We start from the raw sequence: 17,853 nt of genomic DNA, 5'->3' as shown, positions 1-17,853 counted from the left end.
GTTAGCGGTCATTGTAGAATAACAGATTCACTTACTAATAAAAATGCAATGAGATATTTTAAAATTATAATCCTTGGATTTGTTTTATTTAGTTGTAATAATCAAAATCCATCAAAGAAAGATGAAGCTCAAATTAAGAACTTAATAATACAAGTTCTGGAATGGGGTGATTCAAAAAATTCAATTGGCCTTTTACCGGTAGTTACTGACAGCAAGGATAGTGTTTACATTGGTTTTGATTTAGCTGCACATAGGAAAAACCTTGAACTACTAAAGCAAACCAACTTTTTTACTGATGAATTCATTGAAAATTATAATCAAATCATTTTAACCCTTGACAAAGGACTAAGGAATGGTGAATATGACACATGGCTCGTTGGTGATCTTCCCACGTTTATTTTTGCAAATGATTATAGTCCTTGGTGGAATGGTCAAGAAACCTTTACATTAGAACAAGGTACTATTGAATTAATAAGTTCTGATAAGAATAGTTGTGAATATTACTTTAAATGTGGTAATAAGGAAAATGAGTGTGAAGGAATGGAAAATTATAAAATGAGATTTAAAGTTTCAAAAGAGTCAAACAAATGGAAAATCTCCTACTTAGAGGGTTTTGAATTTAAAGAAAGTACAAGAAAGGATGGAGTATTATAAAACAACGACCCGCAACAACCGGTCATACGCAATTGCCGTGCAGTGCGGGTGCTAATGTCAGCTCACTTGGCTTCATTAGTGGGTAAACCGACCAGTAAGCGCTTCGAAACGGCAACATCGTATACCGGAGAGCGTTATGGGCAATTTAAAAAAATGCTACCTGATAAATTATGGCAACGAAAACCAAAATTAAGATAATAGACAACACTAATTTGCGCGCTGAGATTGATGAACTTTTTGAGCAAACAAGCCTGATTAATTTAGCTAAATGGGCGATAAAATGTGCAAAACATGTTCTGTCATTTACTGAATCTGAGAAAATTGATATGACCGCAATAGAAAATGGATTTAAAATTAATGAGCTATGGCAAATCGGAAATGCCTCAGTTCATGAAGTCAGGCAAGCAGGATTCAAAATACATGAAGTTGCCCGACAATGTAAATCTGAAATAGCGAAAAATGCAATTAGGACAGTTGGACAAGCTGTCGGTGTTGGCCATATGAGAGAACATGCAATGGTTTGTTCTGATTATGCTATAAAAACGATACAATTGGCATTTCCTGACCAGTTGGATAAAGTTACACAAGAACGGCAATGGCAACTTAATGAATTAAAACAATACAAATAATATTACTATGCTTAGAGAAAATGATAGAGTTCGATTTGTAGACGAAAAAATGGATAAACAATTTGGAGTTCTCATTATATTCAACATAAAAGTACAGCGCACAAGTCGTACAATGTATAAGCACAATGCTCTTGACCGTGGGTCTGCAACCATCGTTGCCTACCTCGGGCAAGCTCAGCCATCTACTTGACTCCTCAATTTTCAGATGACTTATCGCTCAGCGGTGGGTGTAAACTTGACACTGATACGCTCCCGAAGCCTAACTGTGCCTACACAGTAACATTGGCAACAATATTAGATAAATTTGGATCTGATTCAATTTTGATGTAAATTTGCATCAAAATAAAGATTATGGCAAGGCAAAGTATATCTTTTACGAAACCTAATGATGAGTGGTTAAAGGCACAGTTGGAAAATGAAGAGTATTCAAGCAAAAGTGAACTCATCAATGATTTGATTAGGCAAGCAAGAAAGCAGCAAGTTCAAATTGACTGGATCAGGGCGAAACTCGACCGATCTGAGAAAAGTGGCTTTACTGATAATACAAGCGAAGAAATATTAAAGCAATCAAAGTCTTTACTTAATGGCCAAGTATAGATTAAGTAATGATGCTAAAGAAGATTTAATCCGTATTCATCATTATGGGGTTGAAAAGTTTGGACTTTCTCAAGCTGACAAATATTTCAATACTTTTTTTGAATATTTTGATATTATTGCTCAAAGACCATTTTCATTTGAATCAGTAGATTATATTAGGACGGGTTACAGACGTTGTGTTTGTGGATCGGATAGCATTTACTATAGAATAAATAATGATATTGTTGAAATTATGGCGATTATCGGAAGGCAAGATATAAATAAAATCCTATAAAAATAATACTGTTACCAACAGCCGGTCATACACAATTATTCGGCAGAGCCTCATGAGCTTTTTACTGAGGTTTGGGTTCTTCGCGGGCAAAAAGTAGTTCGACATGCGAGTAACATCATAGACGATTGAAAAAACAGGATGCCCTCAGTCCGTGTGTAATGTTAAAAGGCGAGCCATAATGACCCGCCGTTTAATTGATCAATTTGCAATGAATGGAGTTTTCCTGATAAAATTATCATCGGATAATTGACTGATTAGAAAATTAGCTAAATCCGTTGAGCTAATTATTTTACCAGGACAATCGGTTAGACTGATTTTGATTTCACCTGACGATTTAGTTTGTTTAATTACAGGTAAGCGAATTACTGTCCAATTAAGATTACTTGCGGACAAAAATGAATACTCCTTTTGTTTGTCAGCAATGATATCCGGAAAACTCAACTTCATGATTTTCGAAAGTAATCTTGTCCTAAAACTTTTATTATCATGTATTGTATCAAGTGTTAAACCTGTAATCATTATGTACCTGTGGACGTTCAGAGCGTTCATGGCTTTAATAATATTGACAGTCGCCTGACTAAATACTGGACTTTCTCCTTTAGTCTGACCAAGTGTACTAATAACAGCGCTGCAACCTTCAATGAGCGAGTATACCGATTCGTAGTTTCTGACATCACCAGTTACTTTCTCTATTAAATGACTTGTGATTTCAAGTTTATCCGGATTTCGTAATAAGACCTTACTATTAAAACCATTATTGACTAATTGATTAACCAGATATTTACCAGCTTTACCGGTTCCTCCGATAACAGCGATTTTTATATGTTGTTCCATGATTATTTATTTATAGAAATTAAATACTTAGAATTGAACCAGACATAATTTATGACAGGTAGTAATTTAAAAACAATTCACAACCTGTCAAAACCGGAGTGGTTTCGAAAATAAACCGAGGTGTTATATTTTCTATAAAGATATTTCAATTCGACAAAGATATGAATTGATTTCTAAAATGGTTACATTCGCATTGAAATAATGCACCACTGCCAACAATAGCTGATTGTATCATTTCCTTTGTCTATTTTAGGAGTGATGCCATTGATAATAATTCTAAGTTCTGCTAATTAAACCGGAATGCGCTCTGAATCGCGAAACAGCTCATAACGGCGGACATTAGAATGCACTAACATTTCGTATCGCCATTCTTTAGCACGCAACAGCGTTTGCAGGCATACTCTGGGCATAATTATTAAATATATGAACAGATATAAATTTCTCCTAATATTGCTTGTAAGTTTTATAAACTTAACTTGTGATGACATTGGTATTGATAAGAATTACCCTATACCATCCAATTCTAAATTTATATTTAAACAGGGTGATACATTAATATATAAATGCGGAAATAAAATTGAAAAATACGATATTCCTATTTTAGTCAATGGTAAATATTATCAATACCGATCCGGAACATGTATGAAAGGCGTTCTTGATCTATTTGATTTCCAGGCCATATTTATTAAACCTGTAGATTCCATAGCAACTCCGGTAGGCATTGGAAATGCAGTATATGATTGTGATGGCCCTCCAATGGTTAAAGACTATTACATAAGTATAGTGAAAAATGTAGTGAATACATTTTATCATCACAGTACAGAATACGATGCAGATCTTTGTTGGTATAAGCAATTTCATTGTTTAGAATCAGAATATTCAGATCATTTTCAATCAATTATTCTTAATGAACGTGAATTTAAAAATATTTATGTTTATCAGGTTGATAATAATCTTGAAAAGGGATTAAGTAAACTTTATTACTCAAAGCAGTATGGATTCGTAGGATATATGCTAAATAATGGAGATATATTCAATCTGACAAATCCTTTAAGATAAAAATAACTGGGTAAAACAGCGTGAATAAATCCATTCATGGCAGGCCACAATACGGATTAAGACAATTAATTTTAATAAGTATAAACCATTATTTATAAAGTAAAATGAGCAAGAAAACAAACGTTACAATTTTCACTTTGCTGGTTGTATTTTTAGCAATTCCAAGTAGTTGCGAGAAAGATGATGATAATAATCCAACCAATGGAAAAACAACAGCCTTATTCAACCCAAATGTAAGTTATGGTCAAATGACCGACCAGGATGGCAACGTGTATAAAACTGTTACTATCGGTACGCAAACATGGATGGCCGAAAACCTGCGCACTACTAAGTACAACGATGGTACCGTAATACCTAATGTAACTGCAAATAATGAATGGGCAGCTTTAACAACAGGAGCATATTGTAACTATAAGAATACAACTTATATCGATACAATTGCCACTTATGGACGGTTGTACAATTGGTATGCCGTAAACACAGGCAAACTCGCCCCTAATGGATGGCATGTGCCCACCGATGCCGAGTGGAGAACCTTAACTACTTTTTTGGGTGGTGATATTGTTTCGGGAGGTAAACTAAAAGAGACCGGAACAACACATTGGTTAAGTCCAAATACACGCGCAACAAACGAAACCGGCTTCACAGCCCTTCCGGGTGGCAACCGTGACTATGATGGGACATTTCTCTGTATTGGCAGCCACGGTCGCTGGTGGAGTGCTACGGAGGGTGATGCCACAGAAGCATGGACCCGTAACATGCTCACCTTTGACAGCAATGTATACACTTCCGATAACTTAAAGGAGTTAGGTTATTCTGTCCGTTGCGTCAAAGATTAGCGAATTTTACATTACAGGAGCAGACGCCATTACCTGCATGAAATCAACTGTATTCAATATGTGCAAGGATAATTATAAAGTTACCGTCTTATCAGATTGTTTTACGAGTTATGATAAAAGGAAAATTGACGTTGTTCAGGAACGCAACTTTGGAAACATGAAAAACATCTATTCTTAAAAAACAACTGCCATGAAAACCCAAAATTTCGTTTTAATAATTGGCTTTATTTTAAGCATGTTTTCCTGCGAAAAATTTACTAATCAGGACTCTTCTGAATTCAGACTTGTATTCTCTGATGGTAGTGAAATTGCGCAAAGTGATATACAATTTTATGACAGCTCGACTCATCTTCTGTTCTTAAAAAAGGACTTTGATCTTAATAACTTTGCCCCCCATTTCAGTGTTTTAGTAGGCAATGATACCATATACCAGGGGGTTAAATATTCCTGCTTGTTATCGTATCCTCCTTCCGAGCCGTTCTATATTTTAGATTGTTTTCTTTATGGCAGGGATATTATTGATATTGGGTTTCATCCATTATCCAAAGACTTGCGTAATGATCCACGAATCATCAATTCTTTCAAAAACAGCAATTTACTACGTACTGGAATAAGTTGCACTATTGATAAGATTACAATAAAAAGCTTTGACAACTATTCTGAAGTGTCCTGCAAAATTACAATAACAAATAATGACAGGATCAGTTACTATATTCTTGATCCCCGTAAAATGGGAGAGTTGGATTTCAATTATTTTACCGGCGGATTGATTTTTGAAAATATTGATGCGCAAACAAGTTCATTTTTGAGGTGGTCTGCTGAAAATCCGGATTGGGACAACCTAACGATGAATGATTTCACTGTTCTTTCAGGTAAGTCAGAAATATCGTATACCTTCAAATCATCCGATTATTATAAAATGGATAAAGGATTATATACGGCAAGATTCAGCTTTTGCGGTCCACAACATAAAACTTCGGAATTTGAATTAAATCGGTTAAATGGAAGGATTTGGGTTGGAAATGCATTATCAATAAAGGATAGCTTATTAGTTGAATAAAATGAGACTTGTACTTTTACAATTTTGATCGCAGAAAAGTGAACTATTATGACACGATTAAATGTCATACGCCGGTTTGAAGAAATATCACTGAATGCCTGGCCGGCACTGCATACCCTTTATTATGACGGATGGATTGCCCGTTTTGCAAACGGGGTGACCAAGCGGGCCAATTCAGTGCATATGATGTATGAATCTACCCTGGAAACCGAATCCAAAATCAAACACTGTGAAAAACTTTATACCCGTCAGAATTTACCGGTATGTTTTAAGATCACTGAAATTGCATGTCCTTCCAATATTGATACAATTCTTGACAATCATGGTTACAGGCACGAATTTGATGTATCGGTTCAGACAATGGATTTAAAAAACTCCGGGATCATTAATGACAATAATTCAATCATTGTTGAAAAGTCAGATGATAAATGGCTGGATAATTACATTAAAATGAACGAAGTTCACCCCTCAAAACGACCCGTCCTGCAAAAGATAATTGACAATATTTTATGTGATAAAGGTTTGTTAACCTACCGGGTAAACGGGATACCCGTTGGCTGCGGATTAGGAGTTGTTGAGGACCGGTTTATCGGCTTATATGATATTGTAATTGATAAAAATTTCAGAAACCGGGGCTGGGGTAAAATCATGATTGAAAATATTATGGGTTGGGGAATCAGTAAAGGCGCTGAAATGGCTTACCTGCAGGTTCTCGCAGATAATGCTCCCGCATTGAGGCTTTACGAAAAGGTCGGATTTAAAGAAGAATACAAGTACTGGTACAGGATTAAGTTCTGATGTATTTAAAACATTGACTCTTGTGTGCTCAATGAAAAAAAGACACATACCGATAGAAAATGTATGAATTAAAAAGATATATTGGATGTTGTGGAGCTTACTGCAAGACATGCAAACCTTTTATTGAAGGATTTTGCAAAGGATGTAAAATAGGCTTTGACACCGGTGAACGAGATATCTTAAAGGCAAAATGTAAAATTAAATTATGCTGTTTTAAAGACAGGAAACTAGATACATGTGCAGACTGTACTGATTTGAACGGATGCCAATTATTAAATGGCTGGTTTGGTAAGAATGGTGCAAAGTACAAGAAGTACAGAGAAGCTATCTATTTCATTAAAGAGCACGGTTATGATGAGTTCGCTGTAAAGGCTGACAAATGGAATAATGCATACGGAAAATACAATAAATAGCTCATTAATAATACCTGAGAACGTTGGAGAACTTTTCAGAATAAAATTCAAATCGTATTATTACACTTACTTATCTTATGTAAGTTGAATTCAAAACCGAACGAAATTTCATTCAAAAAAACCATGAAAAAATCAATTTATTTAATTCTCCTTTTTTTAGTTATTGGGGCCTCGAAAGGTATTTCGCAATCCCTGAATCCAATTGAATCTTTCCTGGTAAAAATTGACAGTTGCCTCAATGAACTCAGTAAAAATCCAACATTAATATACGTGTCCGATGGCACGCATAACAGAAAAGCCAGGCTAAGCGGAAAGTTCAATGAACATTACAGATTTAAACAGAGAAATAAATATTACAGGAGCTCAAACAACAAAGAAAAGATTACCGTAAAGTACCTGGCTCCTAAAAAGCCTTTGCCAGTGCTTAGGATTGTCTTGATCAACGATGAATATTTCTATATAAAATACATTTCTTATAATGAAAAGTATCACAAAGAATCTGAAGAAAAGCTGATCGATAACAAAATATATGTAAAAACGGATAAAAATGGGAAAGCATTTAAATATCCCACAAGATTATATGTTTGGAACTTAAAATAAAGGATTTTTATTCGGGTCAGGCAATGAAATGAATGTCAGAAAGAACTCAAATATATCAGCATCATGAAAAGGCTATTTACAATATTAATTGATTCACTTCTTATTATTTCATGCAATAAGGATGACATGAAATACCATTCAATTTAACATGCCAATATTTAATTCTGCCATGAATACAGTTGAATTGAGTTATCTGAAATTTGGCAGTGATACGATATTTAAACAACAGATTTTGGAAAGAACAGACTCAGGCTGGGTCGAAAAGGAATTTAATTATTTGCCGGGCGAGGTTGATAAATTGAATTTACTACATTGCCAATTTAATTCTTATTACATAAAATGATTAACCGACTTTTTACAGTTTTACTTATAACTGTTACAATCACTCAATTTTGCCTCGGGCAGAATGATTCGACAGCAGGTACACCAAACGCACGCAGGGGTGGCTTCGGTGGCCCTATCGAACTTGGTCCGGATGATAAGCCTGCCTTCCCCGACCCGCCGGCAGGATTTAATATCCAGCGTAGTGATATTCATCACGGCGTGTTGACCTATATTCAATATGATTCCAAATCACTTGGGAAAAAGAGGGTAATGCGTGTGTATACACCCCCGGAATATTCCAATAATAAGAAATATCCGGTTTTATACCTGCTGCACGGACTGGGGGCAGACAATGGTCAATGGACCGAATGGTGCCAGGCGGATAATGTCATTGATAACCTGATAGCCGATGGTAAAATACTACCAATGATTGTGGTTTTCCCGAATTGTGATGCAAAATTGACCTTTTCCGATACTCTGAAAGCAAACCTTTCAGGCAGGCAGGATGGATTTGAAGGCTACGGAAAACTATTTGAAGACGATTTGCTGAAGGATATCATTCCATTTATTGATTCACACTACCCGGTATATTCCGATGCCGATCACAGGGCAATAGCAGGCTTATCCATGGGAGGCGGCCAGGCATTAAACATAGGACTTTCCAACATTGGCACTTTTGGTTATGTGGGAGGATTTTCATCTGCTCCCAATACAAATAAAGTGGGTGGCATGTATTTTAATGTTGAATTAGTTCCCGATATAGAAACTGCCAAAGAAAAACTTAAGCTATTGTGGTTAGGATGCGGAAATAAAGACGGGCTTATCAGGGTAAGCCAGGGTGCTCACCAGTATTTCATGGAAAAAGGAATTCCCCATATCTGGCATGTTGATGGAAATGCCCATGACAATACAGAATGGGATAATAATTTGTATTTATTTGCACAGCATCTTTTTAAAAATTAATCAGCATTGTAAATTACGTGAATTATTTCCTACTTTGAACTGATTTTCTGATTCATTCACATTTCTACAATTCCGAATAATGAACATGAAAACAATCCTGACTTTACTATTTCTCATTACAGGAATAGGTACGGTTACTGCTGACGGACCAAAGACTCTTGAGATAGGAAGTCCGGCACCTGCATTCTCACTGCCGGGTATTGACGGAAAAACCTATACTCTCGATGATTTCAATAATAACAAAATACTTGTCATTATATTTACTGCCAATCACTGTCCTACGGCGCAGGCTTATGAAGAACGGATAAAAAAACTGTATCTTGAATTTAATTCCAAAGGCGTGGGGTTTGTGCTAGTATCGCCCAACCACCCGCAGGCGGTTTGCACTGAAGAGATGGGATATTCCGATATCGGCGACAGTTTTGAAGAAATGAAAATCAGGGCAGCTGACAAAAAGTTCCCCATGCCCTACCTTTATGACGGCGACAACCAGGAAATGGCCAAAGCGTATGGCCCGACTACCACTCCTCATGTTTTTATTTTCGACGCACATCGTGTACTTCGTTATTGCGGAAGAATCGATGAGATGGAGAACCCCTATCAGGAAGCTAAACAACATGATACACGCAATGCCATAGTGGCTTTGCTCGAAGGGAAACCGGTACCTGTTGAAAAAACCAAAACCTTCGGGTGTTCAATTAAATGGGCTGAAAAGGAAGAATGGAGGAACAAACTGGATGCCGACTGGAAGAGCAAACCTGTTGAAATTATTGAGGCCAACCTGGATACCATAAAACAAGTCATCTCCAACAAATCAGGCAAATACAGGCTCATCAATGTATGGGCTACGTGGTGCGGCCCATGTGTCATTGAATATCCTGAATTTGTAACCATGCAACGGATGTATGGAGCCCGTGATTTTGAGTTTGTTTCAGTTAATTTGGACGGACTTAAAAAGAAAGATCGTGTATTGGAGTTCCTGAAAGATAAGAATTCTGCAGTGAAAAATTATCTATATACTTCAGACGATAAATACCCGCTTATCGAAATGGTCGATAAAAACTGGTCCGGATCCCTGCCATATTCCCTGCTGATATCGCCCGAAGGTGAAATTGTCTGGTCGAATAGCGGTATCATTGATGTGTTGGGGCTCCGGAAGGAAATCATGCAGAAGATCGGCAGGTTCTTTGCTGATGATTGATGATTATTTAAACGCTCGGTTAAATTTTTTTTCAATACTTGAATGAGAGATAAAATATGAGAAACTACCTCCTTTTAACAATTATGGTATCACTTGTATCTTTTTCCTGTGACAACAATAAACAAAATGTTTCACCGGTATTTGATTTCGAGGACATATTAACAATTAAACAGAAAAGAAAACTGTCGGGTATTATTTCTGATTATGAAAAGAAAACAGCGAATCAGATAATAATTCTCACTTCAAAAGATCTTGAGGGCTTTGAGAATGCTGTCCAGTATGCTGACATTTTCGGAAAGGAGCAGGGTATATTCAGTATCGGTAAAAAAAATGGCCTTGTTATATTTGTAAGTGATAGTTTAAAACAAACTTCCATAGCCACCGGATACGGGACTTACCGATCTCTTAATGATCAGATCACAAAGGAAATCGTAGATTCATGCATGATTCCCTATTTCAGAGTGGAAAAGTATTATGAAGGTCTTAAGGCCGGAGTTGAAGAATCAATTAAAAACTGGAAATAGAAAATTTTATAAATATTTCAAAATGGATATCAAACGAAAAATCGTATTGTTTGCATTTAGCCTTGTCATACTTTCAATAAACGGATCACAGCCATCTTCCGCCATGCCGGGCTGCCCTGATGATTCCTTTGTAAAAAGTGATACTGTAAAAAGTATGTTGCCATATTTTACACCTGCTACAAACGCAAAGAAAACACCGGATGCCGAGGGATTCATTCAGCGCTGGTTGCTCCTTGAGCCCATTAATAAACCCAACCGCAGCAACACTGTGTTCACTGACACTTACGTCAGAACGGAATTTGCAAAGGAGTACATCCCCAATCAATTTACAGTTGTGCCTAAAGACGGTGAAAAAGTTAAAGCCGGTGAACAGGAACTCACGTGGCATGCGCTGGAAAGCACCAATTTTAATGTCAAGCTATTTCGTTTTGCATCCCTGCTGGATAAACAAGAATATGGCGTGCTATTCTGGGCTGTGACGGTTGTCAATAGTCCGGTAGAAATGAAAAATGTCCGGTTGGCGGTTGGTTCCAATTCCGCATCGATGTGGTGGATAAACGGACAGGAAGCAGTGATCCTTTCCGGAGACAGGCGCATGGTTATGGATGACTGTGTCTCGCCCCGCCTTACCTTGAAAAAGGGGAAAAATATAATTCGCGGAGCTGTTATCAATGGCCCGGGAATGAGTGATTTCTGTGTCCGTTTTCTCGATGAAAACGGCAAACCCATTAAAGACATTACAATTAGTTGCGAATAATTGATCAGACTTCAGTATGAAAAAAATATATACAAAAATCAGTGCAGTCATCCTCTTATCTTTGTGCTTAGCTGGTTATGCAAGTGCCCAGAAAGGCAAACCCTTTATCCATGATCCGTCAACCATCATGTTGTGTGACGGAAAGTATTACACCTTCGGGACACGAGGCGGTGGTCTGATATCCGAAGACGGATGGATATGGAACAGTGGTGCAGAAAGACCGGGCGGAGGAGCCGCTCCCGACGCTGTAAAAATCAGCGATCGTTATCTTATCGCTTATGGGGCAACAGGTGGCGGATTGGGAGGCGGACATAACGGGAAAATTCTTACCATGTGGAACAAAACACTCGATCCCAAATCACCTGATTTCAAGTATTCTGAAGCTGTTGTGGTTGCATCATCCGATGGCATGGAAGACAATGACGCCATCGATCCCGGTCTCCTGCTTGATCCCACCGACGGACGATTATGGTTATCATACGGCACTTATTTCGGATTTATCAGGCTTGTAGAACTGGATCCAAAAACCGGTAAACGGGTAGAAGGCAATGAACCCATCAATATTGCCATTGATTGTGAAGCCACTGACCTGATCTACCGCAACGGATGGTATTACCTCCTGGGCACTCACGGAACCTGTTGTGATGGCGCCAACTCAACCTACAATATTGTTGTCGGCCGTTCAAGAAAAGTAACCGGTCCTTACCTTGACAATATGGACAGGGATATGTTAAAAGGCGGTGGTAAGATGGTAGTCGGAGCCGGCAACCGGCTTATCGGGCCCGGGCATTTCGGGTTATGGGATCTTGGTAACGGAGTACAAAAAATGTCGTGTCATTATGAAGCCGACCTTGATCAAAGCGGACGCAGTGTGCTGGGCATCCGTCCGTTACTGTGGAAAAACGACTGGCCGGTGGCAGGAGATAATTTCATGGAAGGAACTTATGAAATCGAATCCGAAAGAAGAGGATATGCTCTTGAGCTGGCTGTAGACTTTGTAAGAATGCCGGGTGGCATGCGCTTTCCACCCAACATTGATGAGCCCGTAAAACCGGTTCCTTCACAGGAATTAGCCGATGTAATCAATACATGGCCTACCGGAAACATTGGCGTACGCATCGGGGATTATATGTTCCGTCCCCATCAGAAATGGACTATCACAGCTATCCCCGATGCAGGAGGATACCCGGGAGGACCCTGGTATAAAATAGTGATTGCAGGAACCGAAAGGGCATTGGCAGCAACCGCAGATGATGAAGTTATAACAGTTCAGGCCTTTACCGGCGAACCCGAACAAATGTGGCGAATTGACCAGCTAGTTGACGGAACATACAGAATCATGCCAAGAACGGTGTCTGGTTCAAAAGGAAAGTTGGCACTTGTCTCTTCAGGAGACAGCACACCCACACTGGCAGAGTTTGATTTTAACAGCGATAATTCGAAATGGAATTTTAAAACCCATTAACCGTTTTGAATGTAAATGATGCATAAAAATTATTGACCTGCGCAACCTTTGCAGGCACAGGAACATCTTTATATAAACCTTATCTTATGAAAATCAAAACCGGGTTACTTCTTCTGGCCCTTGGAACAATTTTTTACCCTTTATCAGCCCAGCAAACACGCCTAAAGTATTTAGGCATCGAAACAGGCCTGACCTTTATTGAAAGTGAAATTTCTGATATCGACTATATCAGGGGTGAAATGCCTACCTACTATATGGGATATACAACAGATGCCATTACAAGCTGGTCCTATAAGGATTTTGTGGGGATAAAATATGAAATTCTTTCTTTAAATGACCGGTTTGGTTTGCTGGGTGGTATCAGGTTCTCCTTTATGAATAGTTCGATTGGTAAAAACCGGTATTTTTACCATAACACCAATTACTTTTATTGGTTATATCGCCAGGATGGAATCAATACAGAATTTTTAAAAGTAAAAGAAATCAATCAGAAATCAAGTTATATCGGAATTCCTGTCGAAATAAAATATTTTACCGGCAGGAGACCACACTTGTTTCAATTATACTTTAAACTCGGTTTCGAAGTTAACTGTCTCCTGGGATCCGGTACGGATATCATTTTTTTAAATCCAGCCATGGAAACGTATGAAGACGATATCCACTCACAGCTGAAAAAACCCGGCAGAATAAATGCTGCTGTTTATGGAGGAGGCGGGTTTAGAATTGGCAGAGATATGAAACCATCCTTAAGCATTGAAGCCTGCATGCCTTACCTGGTTATTAATTCAGGCACATCGGGCATGCTTAAACCGTTATATGGAGGAGGTTTCCAGGTTAATTTTCAGATTCCCATTAAATCCAGTGCAAAATGAAAACATTTATATCCGTAATTCTTATATCTCTGGTTCTTACCTCGTGTATGAAAGATAATGAGCTGAAAAAATCGGTTTATATCAATGACCCCGAAAATTTTGAATTACCGGCTTATTCCGAATGGGGATACAATACTTTTGGGGCGTATTATGACCGTGAGTTATTTGTATATAGTGATGAGTTAGTCCCGGCGAAAATTATCGTTTCAGACACTGCTTCAACATTTCTTCTTGACGGTCATAAAGGGCCATCCGGATACTATTATGATGGCTACCCTGAAATGATGGTATCTTTTAGATTCTCAGGATTTACACCTGAGGATTACGCTGACCTGGCCCTTCTTAATGATTCGGTCATTGACCTTGAGAATCCGGCCTGCCATGTTTCCGTTACTATCGATACCACTATATATCCGGCTGAAATTCTCGAAGGTGAACTCAATTTTAAAAGGGTTCAGATCCTGAAGGTGGACAATCAACTTGTGGAAGCCATACTTTCAGGATATTTCGACTTTAAAGCAATCATAAATAATAAGCCGGTAACCATTTCGGACGGGCGATTCGATGTGGGTATTGGTCCGGATAATTTCTATCGTAATAATTAAAAAGTTCGTCTTTTCCAGGTATCATAATAAGAAACAACTATGAAAAAAGTATTTCCGGTGGTTTTGTTTATAATGCTGATCAATTGTTCGTTCGGACAGGAAATGAAAACTTTGATGCAGTTACGCGAACTTTCAATTTCACTGGGCTGCGCTGAAAACACAGAGTTAGATACTTTGTTTCTGAAGGCAAGGGTTGGCAAAATGGATATCCGGATATCGGAACAATTACTTTATCTTATAAGAGCTGCTGAGTTACATAATGCAAGTGATTATCAGAATTCGATTCGTTACTTAAGAAAAGTCGGGATCAATGACCGATATCCGGAGTATTATAACATGAAGATGCAATTGTATATCCGAAATTTTGCCAGTTTAAAAGATCTTGAAAACACGGTCAGGTTCTTTTATATAGTAAATAAGGGCTCAATTTACCCTTATAATCTGACAACCATGAGAAGTATAATCAGAGATAATTTCAAAAGAAAAGAATTTGATAACGAGCTTGCTCATTACTACTATTATCACCGGCGTTTAAAACTGCTTGATGAGATTGGATTTACTGAATAAAGAAGAACTACCAGGGAATATGATAAAAAAGATATTCTTAATTCTGGTTTTCTTAATTGGGCTTAAATCATACGCACAATCTGACAGAAACCAGTTTTTAGGATTAAATATTCTTCAGCTTCCTGCTTCAACCATTAATTTTAACTATTCAATTGAATTAAAACCATTTCTGACTACAATAGCGGATTTGGGATACGCATTTGGGTACCATGATGAATATGATGTAATAGGATATATTTTAACTCGTCATATAGATCTATATGATGGATATAGTTTAGAAAAACAATCAGGCGGATATATAAAAATTGGTGGATATTATAACCTGCGAAGTGTCTTTGAAAAACAAAATTATTTTCATTTAGGACTTTTTATCACCAATTCAATAGTACATGAAAAAGGGTTGTTCATGTCATTGAATGATTCAAGACCTTATTCATATGCACAAGAGATAGAACACACTGTTTATCTGCCGGGACTAAATGCATCACTCGGATATGAATTAAAAATAGCCAACCGATTAAAAACTTCTGTTGATTTTCAATTATCAACACCTACTGACAGGTATTTAAAACTGTATAGTTATTCAAATTTTATTCCCGGTATGGGATATAAAGGTTCATTGGACAGGTGGTTTCCGATGCTGATTTTGAATCTAAAATACCGTCTATAAATCCGACTCCTGGTTTTCCCAAAGTTATACTTTGTTTATCTGTTTTTTTGAATCCGAACTATCCGGAGTTTACAAATGAATGGAACAAACCGGGAAAGAACTTTGTTTAAGTTCCAAAGGAAAAGCTAATGAGAAACCTTGTATTTTTTATGCATGCTTCACTTGACGGTTTTGTGGCCGGTTCAAAAGGTGAATTAAACTGGGTAACCGTCAATGATGAAATATTCGATTTTGTATCCACAATGACCGACAAGGCTGATACTGCTCTTTATGGAAGGGTGACCTACCAGATGATGGAGGCATACTGGCCGGGGGCAGGTGAGCAGCCCAATGCAAGCAAACACGATAAGGAACACTCTGTCTGGTATAAAAATGTTTCAAAGGTTGTTCTGTCAAAAACAATAAGTGAAACCGGATCAGAAAACACTACTGTCATACGTGACAATCTCACAGAAAATATAATCCGGTTAAAACAACAACCCGGTAAAAATATTCTGATTTTTGGCAGTCCGCGCGCTTCACACTCCCTGTTAGAACTTGGTTTAATAGATGAGTATTGGATATTTCTGAATCCGGTTTTATTGGGACAGGGTATTCCCTTGTTTAAAAACATTAAGGAAAGGACCAAACTGAGGCTCCTGGAAAATAAACCTTTTACTTCAGGAGTAATTGCACTCCATTACAGTAACCAATAAAGGATAAAACCAGATTATACCTTCATTTAAGTTTCCCTTAAAAAATCACCCCAAATCAGGAATGTTTTGTACCTTGTAAATTGATTACACAGGCAATAATGAATTATTTTAAGAGTATTCTCAACAATCGCTTCAAAAAAGATATCCTTTTCACCATTGCCTTTGGTGTTCTTTCTCTTATTTTTCAATTTATTTATTTCAATATTCCCGGGGTAAAAGGAGTGCAAAGCGATCTCAGGGAATTACCTTTACTGATTGCTATCATTCATCTTTCAAACCCTTTTTACAGTATAGGTTTAAGTGCGATTTCTTCCATTAATTTTTCACTTAGCTTAAACGATTACTTTCATAATTTCATAGGGCACGCAATTCCCTTGTTTATCTTGTGGTATTTTTTCAATATGCTGAACAGGCAACAATTTAATATTGTAAAAAACGCCATTGCAAGCGTGGCCCTTGTTCTGATTTATTACCTGATTTCAATTCAACTGGCCCTGATTTCATTTAATGGATTCATTGTTTTAACCAGCGTTGAAAGTTACACTCAGCATCTCAGCAAATTATTTGTCGGAGTGCAATATGAAATGACTTATACGGCCATAGCCATTTCTTTTTATTATGTGCAACACAAATTACGGATCGAGCTGCAGAATCATCAACAGGCTCTTGAAAAGACTGTGAATGAAAGAACAGAGCATCTGCATGTTGTTATCGAAGAACTTAAAAAGGCCCAGAATCATCTTGTTCAATCCGAAAAGATGGCCTCATTGGGCACACTTGTCACCGGAGTTGCCCATGAAATCAATAACCCGCTTAATTTCATTTCCGGTGGAATTCATATCATGAAAGATATTAAACCTGAGATTGAAAAGAGCGTATCGGATGAATTGAAGGAATCCTATACTTTGGCCACCAATATTATCAATGAAGGATTTGATCGTTCAGTCGATATTGTCAATGCGTTAATGTCTTTTTCAATTAAAGGCGAATCAAGGAAAGAATACCTGAACATACACTCCATCATTGATAATACGTTATTATTCATGATGTCTATTATTCCAAAAGACATCGTTATTTCAAAAGAATTTGCATTAGCAGTACCCGTTCCCGTATATGTTGAAAAATTGCATCAGATATTCATAAATCTATTTAATAACGCTGTCTTCGCGTTGAATTCAGACCGGATCAAAGAAAAAATGATTTTAATTAAAACTTCCAGAAAGGACAATAGTGCTGTAATTGAGATTTCAAATTCCGGACCGCCAATCGCAGAAGAACACCTCAGCCAGATTTTTGATCCATTCTTTACCACCAAGGATCCGGATAAAGGCAAAGGACTGGGATTATCAATTTGCTATACCTATATCAATGAACATAAGGGAAAAATCAGCGCAGTTAATATTGAAAACAGCGTGAAATTCATTATTGAATTACCTTTGAATGATTAAGAGCT

The 17,853-nt window shown here is 37.5% G+C and carries 22 protein-coding genes; 21 read left to right on the top strand and 1 reads right to left on the bottom strand.

Annotated features, from left to right (window positions below):
* The first annotated feature begins 48 nt into the window (after window positions 1–48).
* The 4 genes from VK179_14190 to VK179_14175 all read left to right on the top strand — a co-directional run bounded on the left by VK179_14190 (window position 49) and on the right by VK179_14175 (window position 2,154).
* Window positions 49–654 (top strand): hypothetical protein, encoded by a 606-nt coding sequence (locus VK179_14190; GenBank protein ID HLO59893.1) that lies wholly within the window; start codon window positions 49–51, stop codon window positions 652–654.
* 170 nt (window positions 655–824) lie between these two features.
* Complete coding sequence (locus VK179_14185; GenBank protein ID HLO59892.1) at window positions 825–1,283, top strand: hypothetical protein; 459 nt, start codon at window positions 825–827, stop codon at window positions 1,281–1,283.
* Between the two features lie 351 nt (window positions 1,284–1,634).
* Window positions 1,635–1,880 carry a hypothetical protein gene (locus tag VK179_14180; protein ID HLO59891.1) on the top strand — a complete coding sequence of 82 codons (246 nt, stop codon included), beginning with the start codon at window positions 1,635–1,637 and terminating at the stop codon, window positions 1,878–1,880.
* Window positions 1,867–2,154, top strand: a complete 288-nt coding sequence (locus VK179_14175) for a type II toxin-antitoxin system RelE/ParE family toxin (protein ID HLO59890.1) — start codon at window positions 1,867–1,869, stop codon at window positions 2,152–2,154. Before VK179_14180 ends, VK179_14175 begins: the two co-directional genes overlap by 14 nt.
* A gap of 198 nt (window positions 2,155–2,352) precedes the next feature.
* Here the strand turns inward: VK179_14175 and VK179_14170 are convergent, their stop codons facing one another.
* Window positions 2,353–2,988 (bottom strand): SDR family oxidoreductase, encoded by a 636-nt coding sequence (locus tag VK179_14170; protein HLO59889.1) that lies wholly within the window; start codon window positions 2,986–2,988, stop codon window positions 2,353–2,355.
* 423 nt (window positions 2,989–3,411) lie between these two features.
* Here VK179_14170 and VK179_14165 point away from each other — a divergent pair, with 423 nt between their 5' ends.
* From VK179_14165 to VK179_14085, 17 genes are all read left to right on the top strand, one after another.
* On the top strand, window positions 3,412–4,047 hold the full coding sequence (locus VK179_14165; GenBank protein HLO59888.1) for a hypothetical protein: 636 nt from the start codon (window positions 3,412–3,414) through the stop codon (window positions 4,045–4,047).
* A gap of 248 nt (window positions 4,048–4,295) precedes the next feature.
* On the top strand, window positions 4,296–4,886 hold the full coding sequence (locus VK179_14160; GenBank protein ID HLO59887.1) for a fibrobacter succinogenes major paralogous domain-containing protein: 591 nt from the start codon (window positions 4,296–4,298) through the stop codon (window positions 4,884–4,886).
* Window positions 4,887–5,076: 190 nt separating this feature from the next.
* On the top strand, window positions 5,077–5,946 hold the full coding sequence (locus VK179_14155) for a hypothetical protein (protein ID HLO59886.1): 870 nt from the start codon (window positions 5,077–5,079) through the stop codon (window positions 5,944–5,946).
* A gap of 48 nt (window positions 5,947–5,994) precedes the next feature.
* A complete protein-coding gene (locus VK179_14150) occupies window positions 5,995–6,744 on the top strand; it encodes a GNAT family N-acetyltransferase (protein ID HLO59885.1) in 750 nt (249 codons plus the stop codon).
* A gap of 59 nt (window positions 6,745–6,803) precedes the next feature.
* Window positions 6,804–7,157: a hypothetical protein gene (locus VK179_14145; GenBank protein ID HLO59884.1), complete on the top strand. Its 354-nt coding sequence runs from the start codon at window positions 6,804–6,806 to the stop codon at window positions 7,155–7,157.
* A 123-nt stretch (window positions 7,158–7,280) separates the two neighbouring features.
* Complete coding sequence (locus tag VK179_14140; protein HLO59883.1) at window positions 7,281–7,757, top strand: hypothetical protein; 477 nt, start codon at window positions 7,281–7,283, stop codon at window positions 7,755–7,757.
* Window positions 7,758–8,096: 339 nt separating this feature from the next.
* Window positions 8,097–9,044 (top strand): alpha/beta hydrolase-fold protein, encoded by a 948-nt coding sequence (locus tag VK179_14135; protein HLO59882.1) that lies wholly within the window; start codon window positions 8,097–8,099, stop codon window positions 9,042–9,044.
* Window positions 9,045–9,129: 85 nt separating this feature from the next.
* Complete coding sequence (locus VK179_14130) at window positions 9,130–10,245, top strand: redoxin family protein (protein HLO59881.1); 1,116 nt, start codon at window positions 9,130–9,132, stop codon at window positions 10,243–10,245.
* Window positions 10,246–10,301: 56 nt separating this feature from the next.
* Window positions 10,302–10,769 (top strand): TPM domain-containing protein, encoded by a 468-nt coding sequence (locus tag VK179_14125; GenBank protein HLO59880.1) that lies wholly within the window; start codon window positions 10,302–10,304, stop codon window positions 10,767–10,769.
* Between the two features lie 22 nt (window positions 10,770–10,791).
* Window positions 10,792–11,526 (top strand): hypothetical protein, encoded by a 735-nt coding sequence (locus VK179_14120; GenBank protein HLO59879.1) that lies wholly within the window; start codon window positions 10,792–10,794, stop codon window positions 11,524–11,526.
* A gap of 16 nt (window positions 11,527–11,542) precedes the next feature.
* Window positions 11,543–12,991: a family 43 glycosylhydrolase gene (locus tag VK179_14115; protein HLO59878.1), complete on the top strand. Its 1,449-nt coding sequence runs from the start codon at window positions 11,543–11,545 to the stop codon at window positions 12,989–12,991.
* Between the two features lie 86 nt (window positions 12,992–13,077).
* Window positions 13,078–13,863 carry a hypothetical protein gene (locus VK179_14110; protein ID HLO59877.1) on the top strand — a complete coding sequence of 262 codons (786 nt, stop codon included), beginning with the start codon at window positions 13,078–13,080 and terminating at the stop codon, window positions 13,861–13,863.
* Window positions 13,860–14,468 carry a hypothetical protein gene (locus tag VK179_14105; protein HLO59876.1) on the top strand — a complete coding sequence of 203 codons (609 nt, stop codon included), beginning with the start codon at window positions 13,860–13,862 and terminating at the stop codon, window positions 14,466–14,468. The genes VK179_14110 and VK179_14105 overlap by 4 nt, the downstream gene beginning before the upstream one ends.
* 39 nt (window positions 14,469–14,507) lie before the next feature.
* Window positions 14,508–15,035: a hypothetical protein gene (locus VK179_14100; protein HLO59875.1), complete on the top strand. Its 528-nt coding sequence runs from the start codon at window positions 14,508–14,510 to the stop codon at window positions 15,033–15,035.
* Window positions 15,013–15,705, top strand: a complete 693-nt coding sequence (locus VK179_14095; GenBank protein HLO59874.1) for a hypothetical protein — start codon at window positions 15,013–15,015, stop codon at window positions 15,703–15,705. Before VK179_14100 ends, VK179_14095 begins: the two co-directional genes overlap by 23 nt.
* A 128-nt stretch (window positions 15,706–15,833) precedes the next feature.
* Complete coding sequence (locus VK179_14090; GenBank protein ID HLO59873.1) at window positions 15,834–16,400, top strand: dihydrofolate reductase family protein; 567 nt, start codon at window positions 15,834–15,836, stop codon at window positions 16,398–16,400.
* A gap of 98 nt (window positions 16,401–16,498) precedes the next feature.
* Window positions 16,499–17,848 (top strand): ATP-binding protein, encoded by a 1,350-nt coding sequence (locus tag VK179_14085; protein HLO59872.1) that lies wholly within the window; start codon window positions 16,499–16,501, stop codon window positions 17,846–17,848.
* Window positions 17,849–17,853 lie beyond the last annotated feature (5 nt).

The sequence above is a fragment of the Bacteroidales bacterium genome (assembly GCA_035299085.1).
Classification (GTDB): domain Bacteria; phylum Bacteroidota; class Bacteroidia; order Bacteroidales; family UBA10428; genus UBA5072.
Note: the sequence above shows the minus strand (reverse complement) of the source record. Positions and strands in the feature narration are given on the sequence as shown.

Bases quoted from the DNA above. Each gene is read 5' to 3' on its own strand.
- VK179_14190 (HLO59893.1), top strand. From the start codon at position 49: ATGAGATATTTTAAAATTATAATCCTTGGATTTGTTTTATTTAGTTGT.
- VK179_14185 (HLO59892.1), top strand. From the start codon at position 825: ATGGCAACGAAAACCAAAATTAAGATAATAGACAACACTAATTTGCGC.
- VK179_14180 (HLO59891.1), top strand. From the start codon at position 1,635: ATGGCAAGGCAAAGTATATCTTTTACGAAACCTAATGATGAGTGGTTA.
- VK179_14175 (HLO59890.1), top strand. From the start codon at position 1,867: ATGGCCAAGTATAGATTAAGTAATGATGCTAAAGAAGATTTAATCCGT.
- VK179_14170 (HLO59889.1), bottom strand. From the start codon at position 2,988: ATGGAACAACATATAAAAATCGCTGTTATCGGAGGAACCGGTAAAGCT.
- VK179_14165 (HLO59888.1), top strand. From the start codon at position 3,412: ATGAACAGATATAAATTTCTCCTAATATTGCTTGTAAGTTTTATAAAC.
- VK179_14160 (HLO59887.1), top strand. From the start codon at position 4,296: ATGACCGACCAGGATGGCAACGTGTATAAAACTGTTACTATCGGTACG.
- VK179_14155 (HLO59886.1), top strand. From the start codon at position 5,077: ATGAAAACCCAAAATTTCGTTTTAATAATTGGCTTTATTTTAAGCATG.
- VK179_14150 (HLO59885.1), top strand. From the start codon at position 5,995: ATGACACGATTAAATGTCATACGCCGGTTTGAAGAAATATCACTGAAT.
- VK179_14145 (HLO59884.1), top strand. From the start codon at position 6,804: ATGTATGAATTAAAAAGATATATTGGATGTTGTGGAGCTTACTGCAAG.
- VK179_14140 (HLO59883.1), top strand. From the start codon at position 7,281: ATGAAAAAATCAATTTATTTAATTCTCCTTTTTTTAGTTATTGGGGCC.
- VK179_14135 (HLO59882.1), top strand. From the start codon at position 8,097: ATGATTAACCGACTTTTTACAGTTTTACTTATAACTGTTACAATCACT.
- VK179_14130 (HLO59881.1), top strand. From the start codon at position 9,130: ATGAAAACAATCCTGACTTTACTATTTCTCATTACAGGAATAGGTACG.
- VK179_14125 (HLO59880.1), top strand. From the start codon at position 10,302: ATGAGAAACTACCTCCTTTTAACAATTATGGTATCACTTGTATCTTTT.
- VK179_14120 (HLO59879.1), top strand. From the start codon at position 10,792: ATGGATATCAAACGAAAAATCGTATTGTTTGCATTTAGCCTTGTCATA.
- VK179_14115 (HLO59878.1), top strand. From the start codon at position 11,543: ATGAAAAAAATATATACAAAAATCAGTGCAGTCATCCTCTTATCTTTG.
- VK179_14110 (HLO59877.1), top strand. From the start codon at position 13,078: ATGAAAATCAAAACCGGGTTACTTCTTCTGGCCCTTGGAACAATTTTT.
- VK179_14105 (HLO59876.1), top strand. From the start codon at position 13,860: ATGAAAACATTTATATCCGTAATTCTTATATCTCTGGTTCTTACCTCG.
- VK179_14100 (HLO59875.1), top strand. From the start codon at position 14,508: ATGAAAAAAGTATTTCCGGTGGTTTTGTTTATAATGCTGATCAATTGT.
- VK179_14095 (HLO59874.1), top strand. From the start codon at position 15,013: ATGAGATTGGATTTACTGAATAAAGAAGAACTACCAGGGAATATGATA.
- VK179_14090 (HLO59873.1), top strand. From the start codon at position 15,834: ATGAGAAACCTTGTATTTTTTATGCATGCTTCACTTGACGGTTTTGTG.
- VK179_14085 (HLO59872.1), top strand. From the start codon at position 16,499: ATGAATTATTTTAAGAGTATTCTCAACAATCGCTTCAAAAAAGATATC.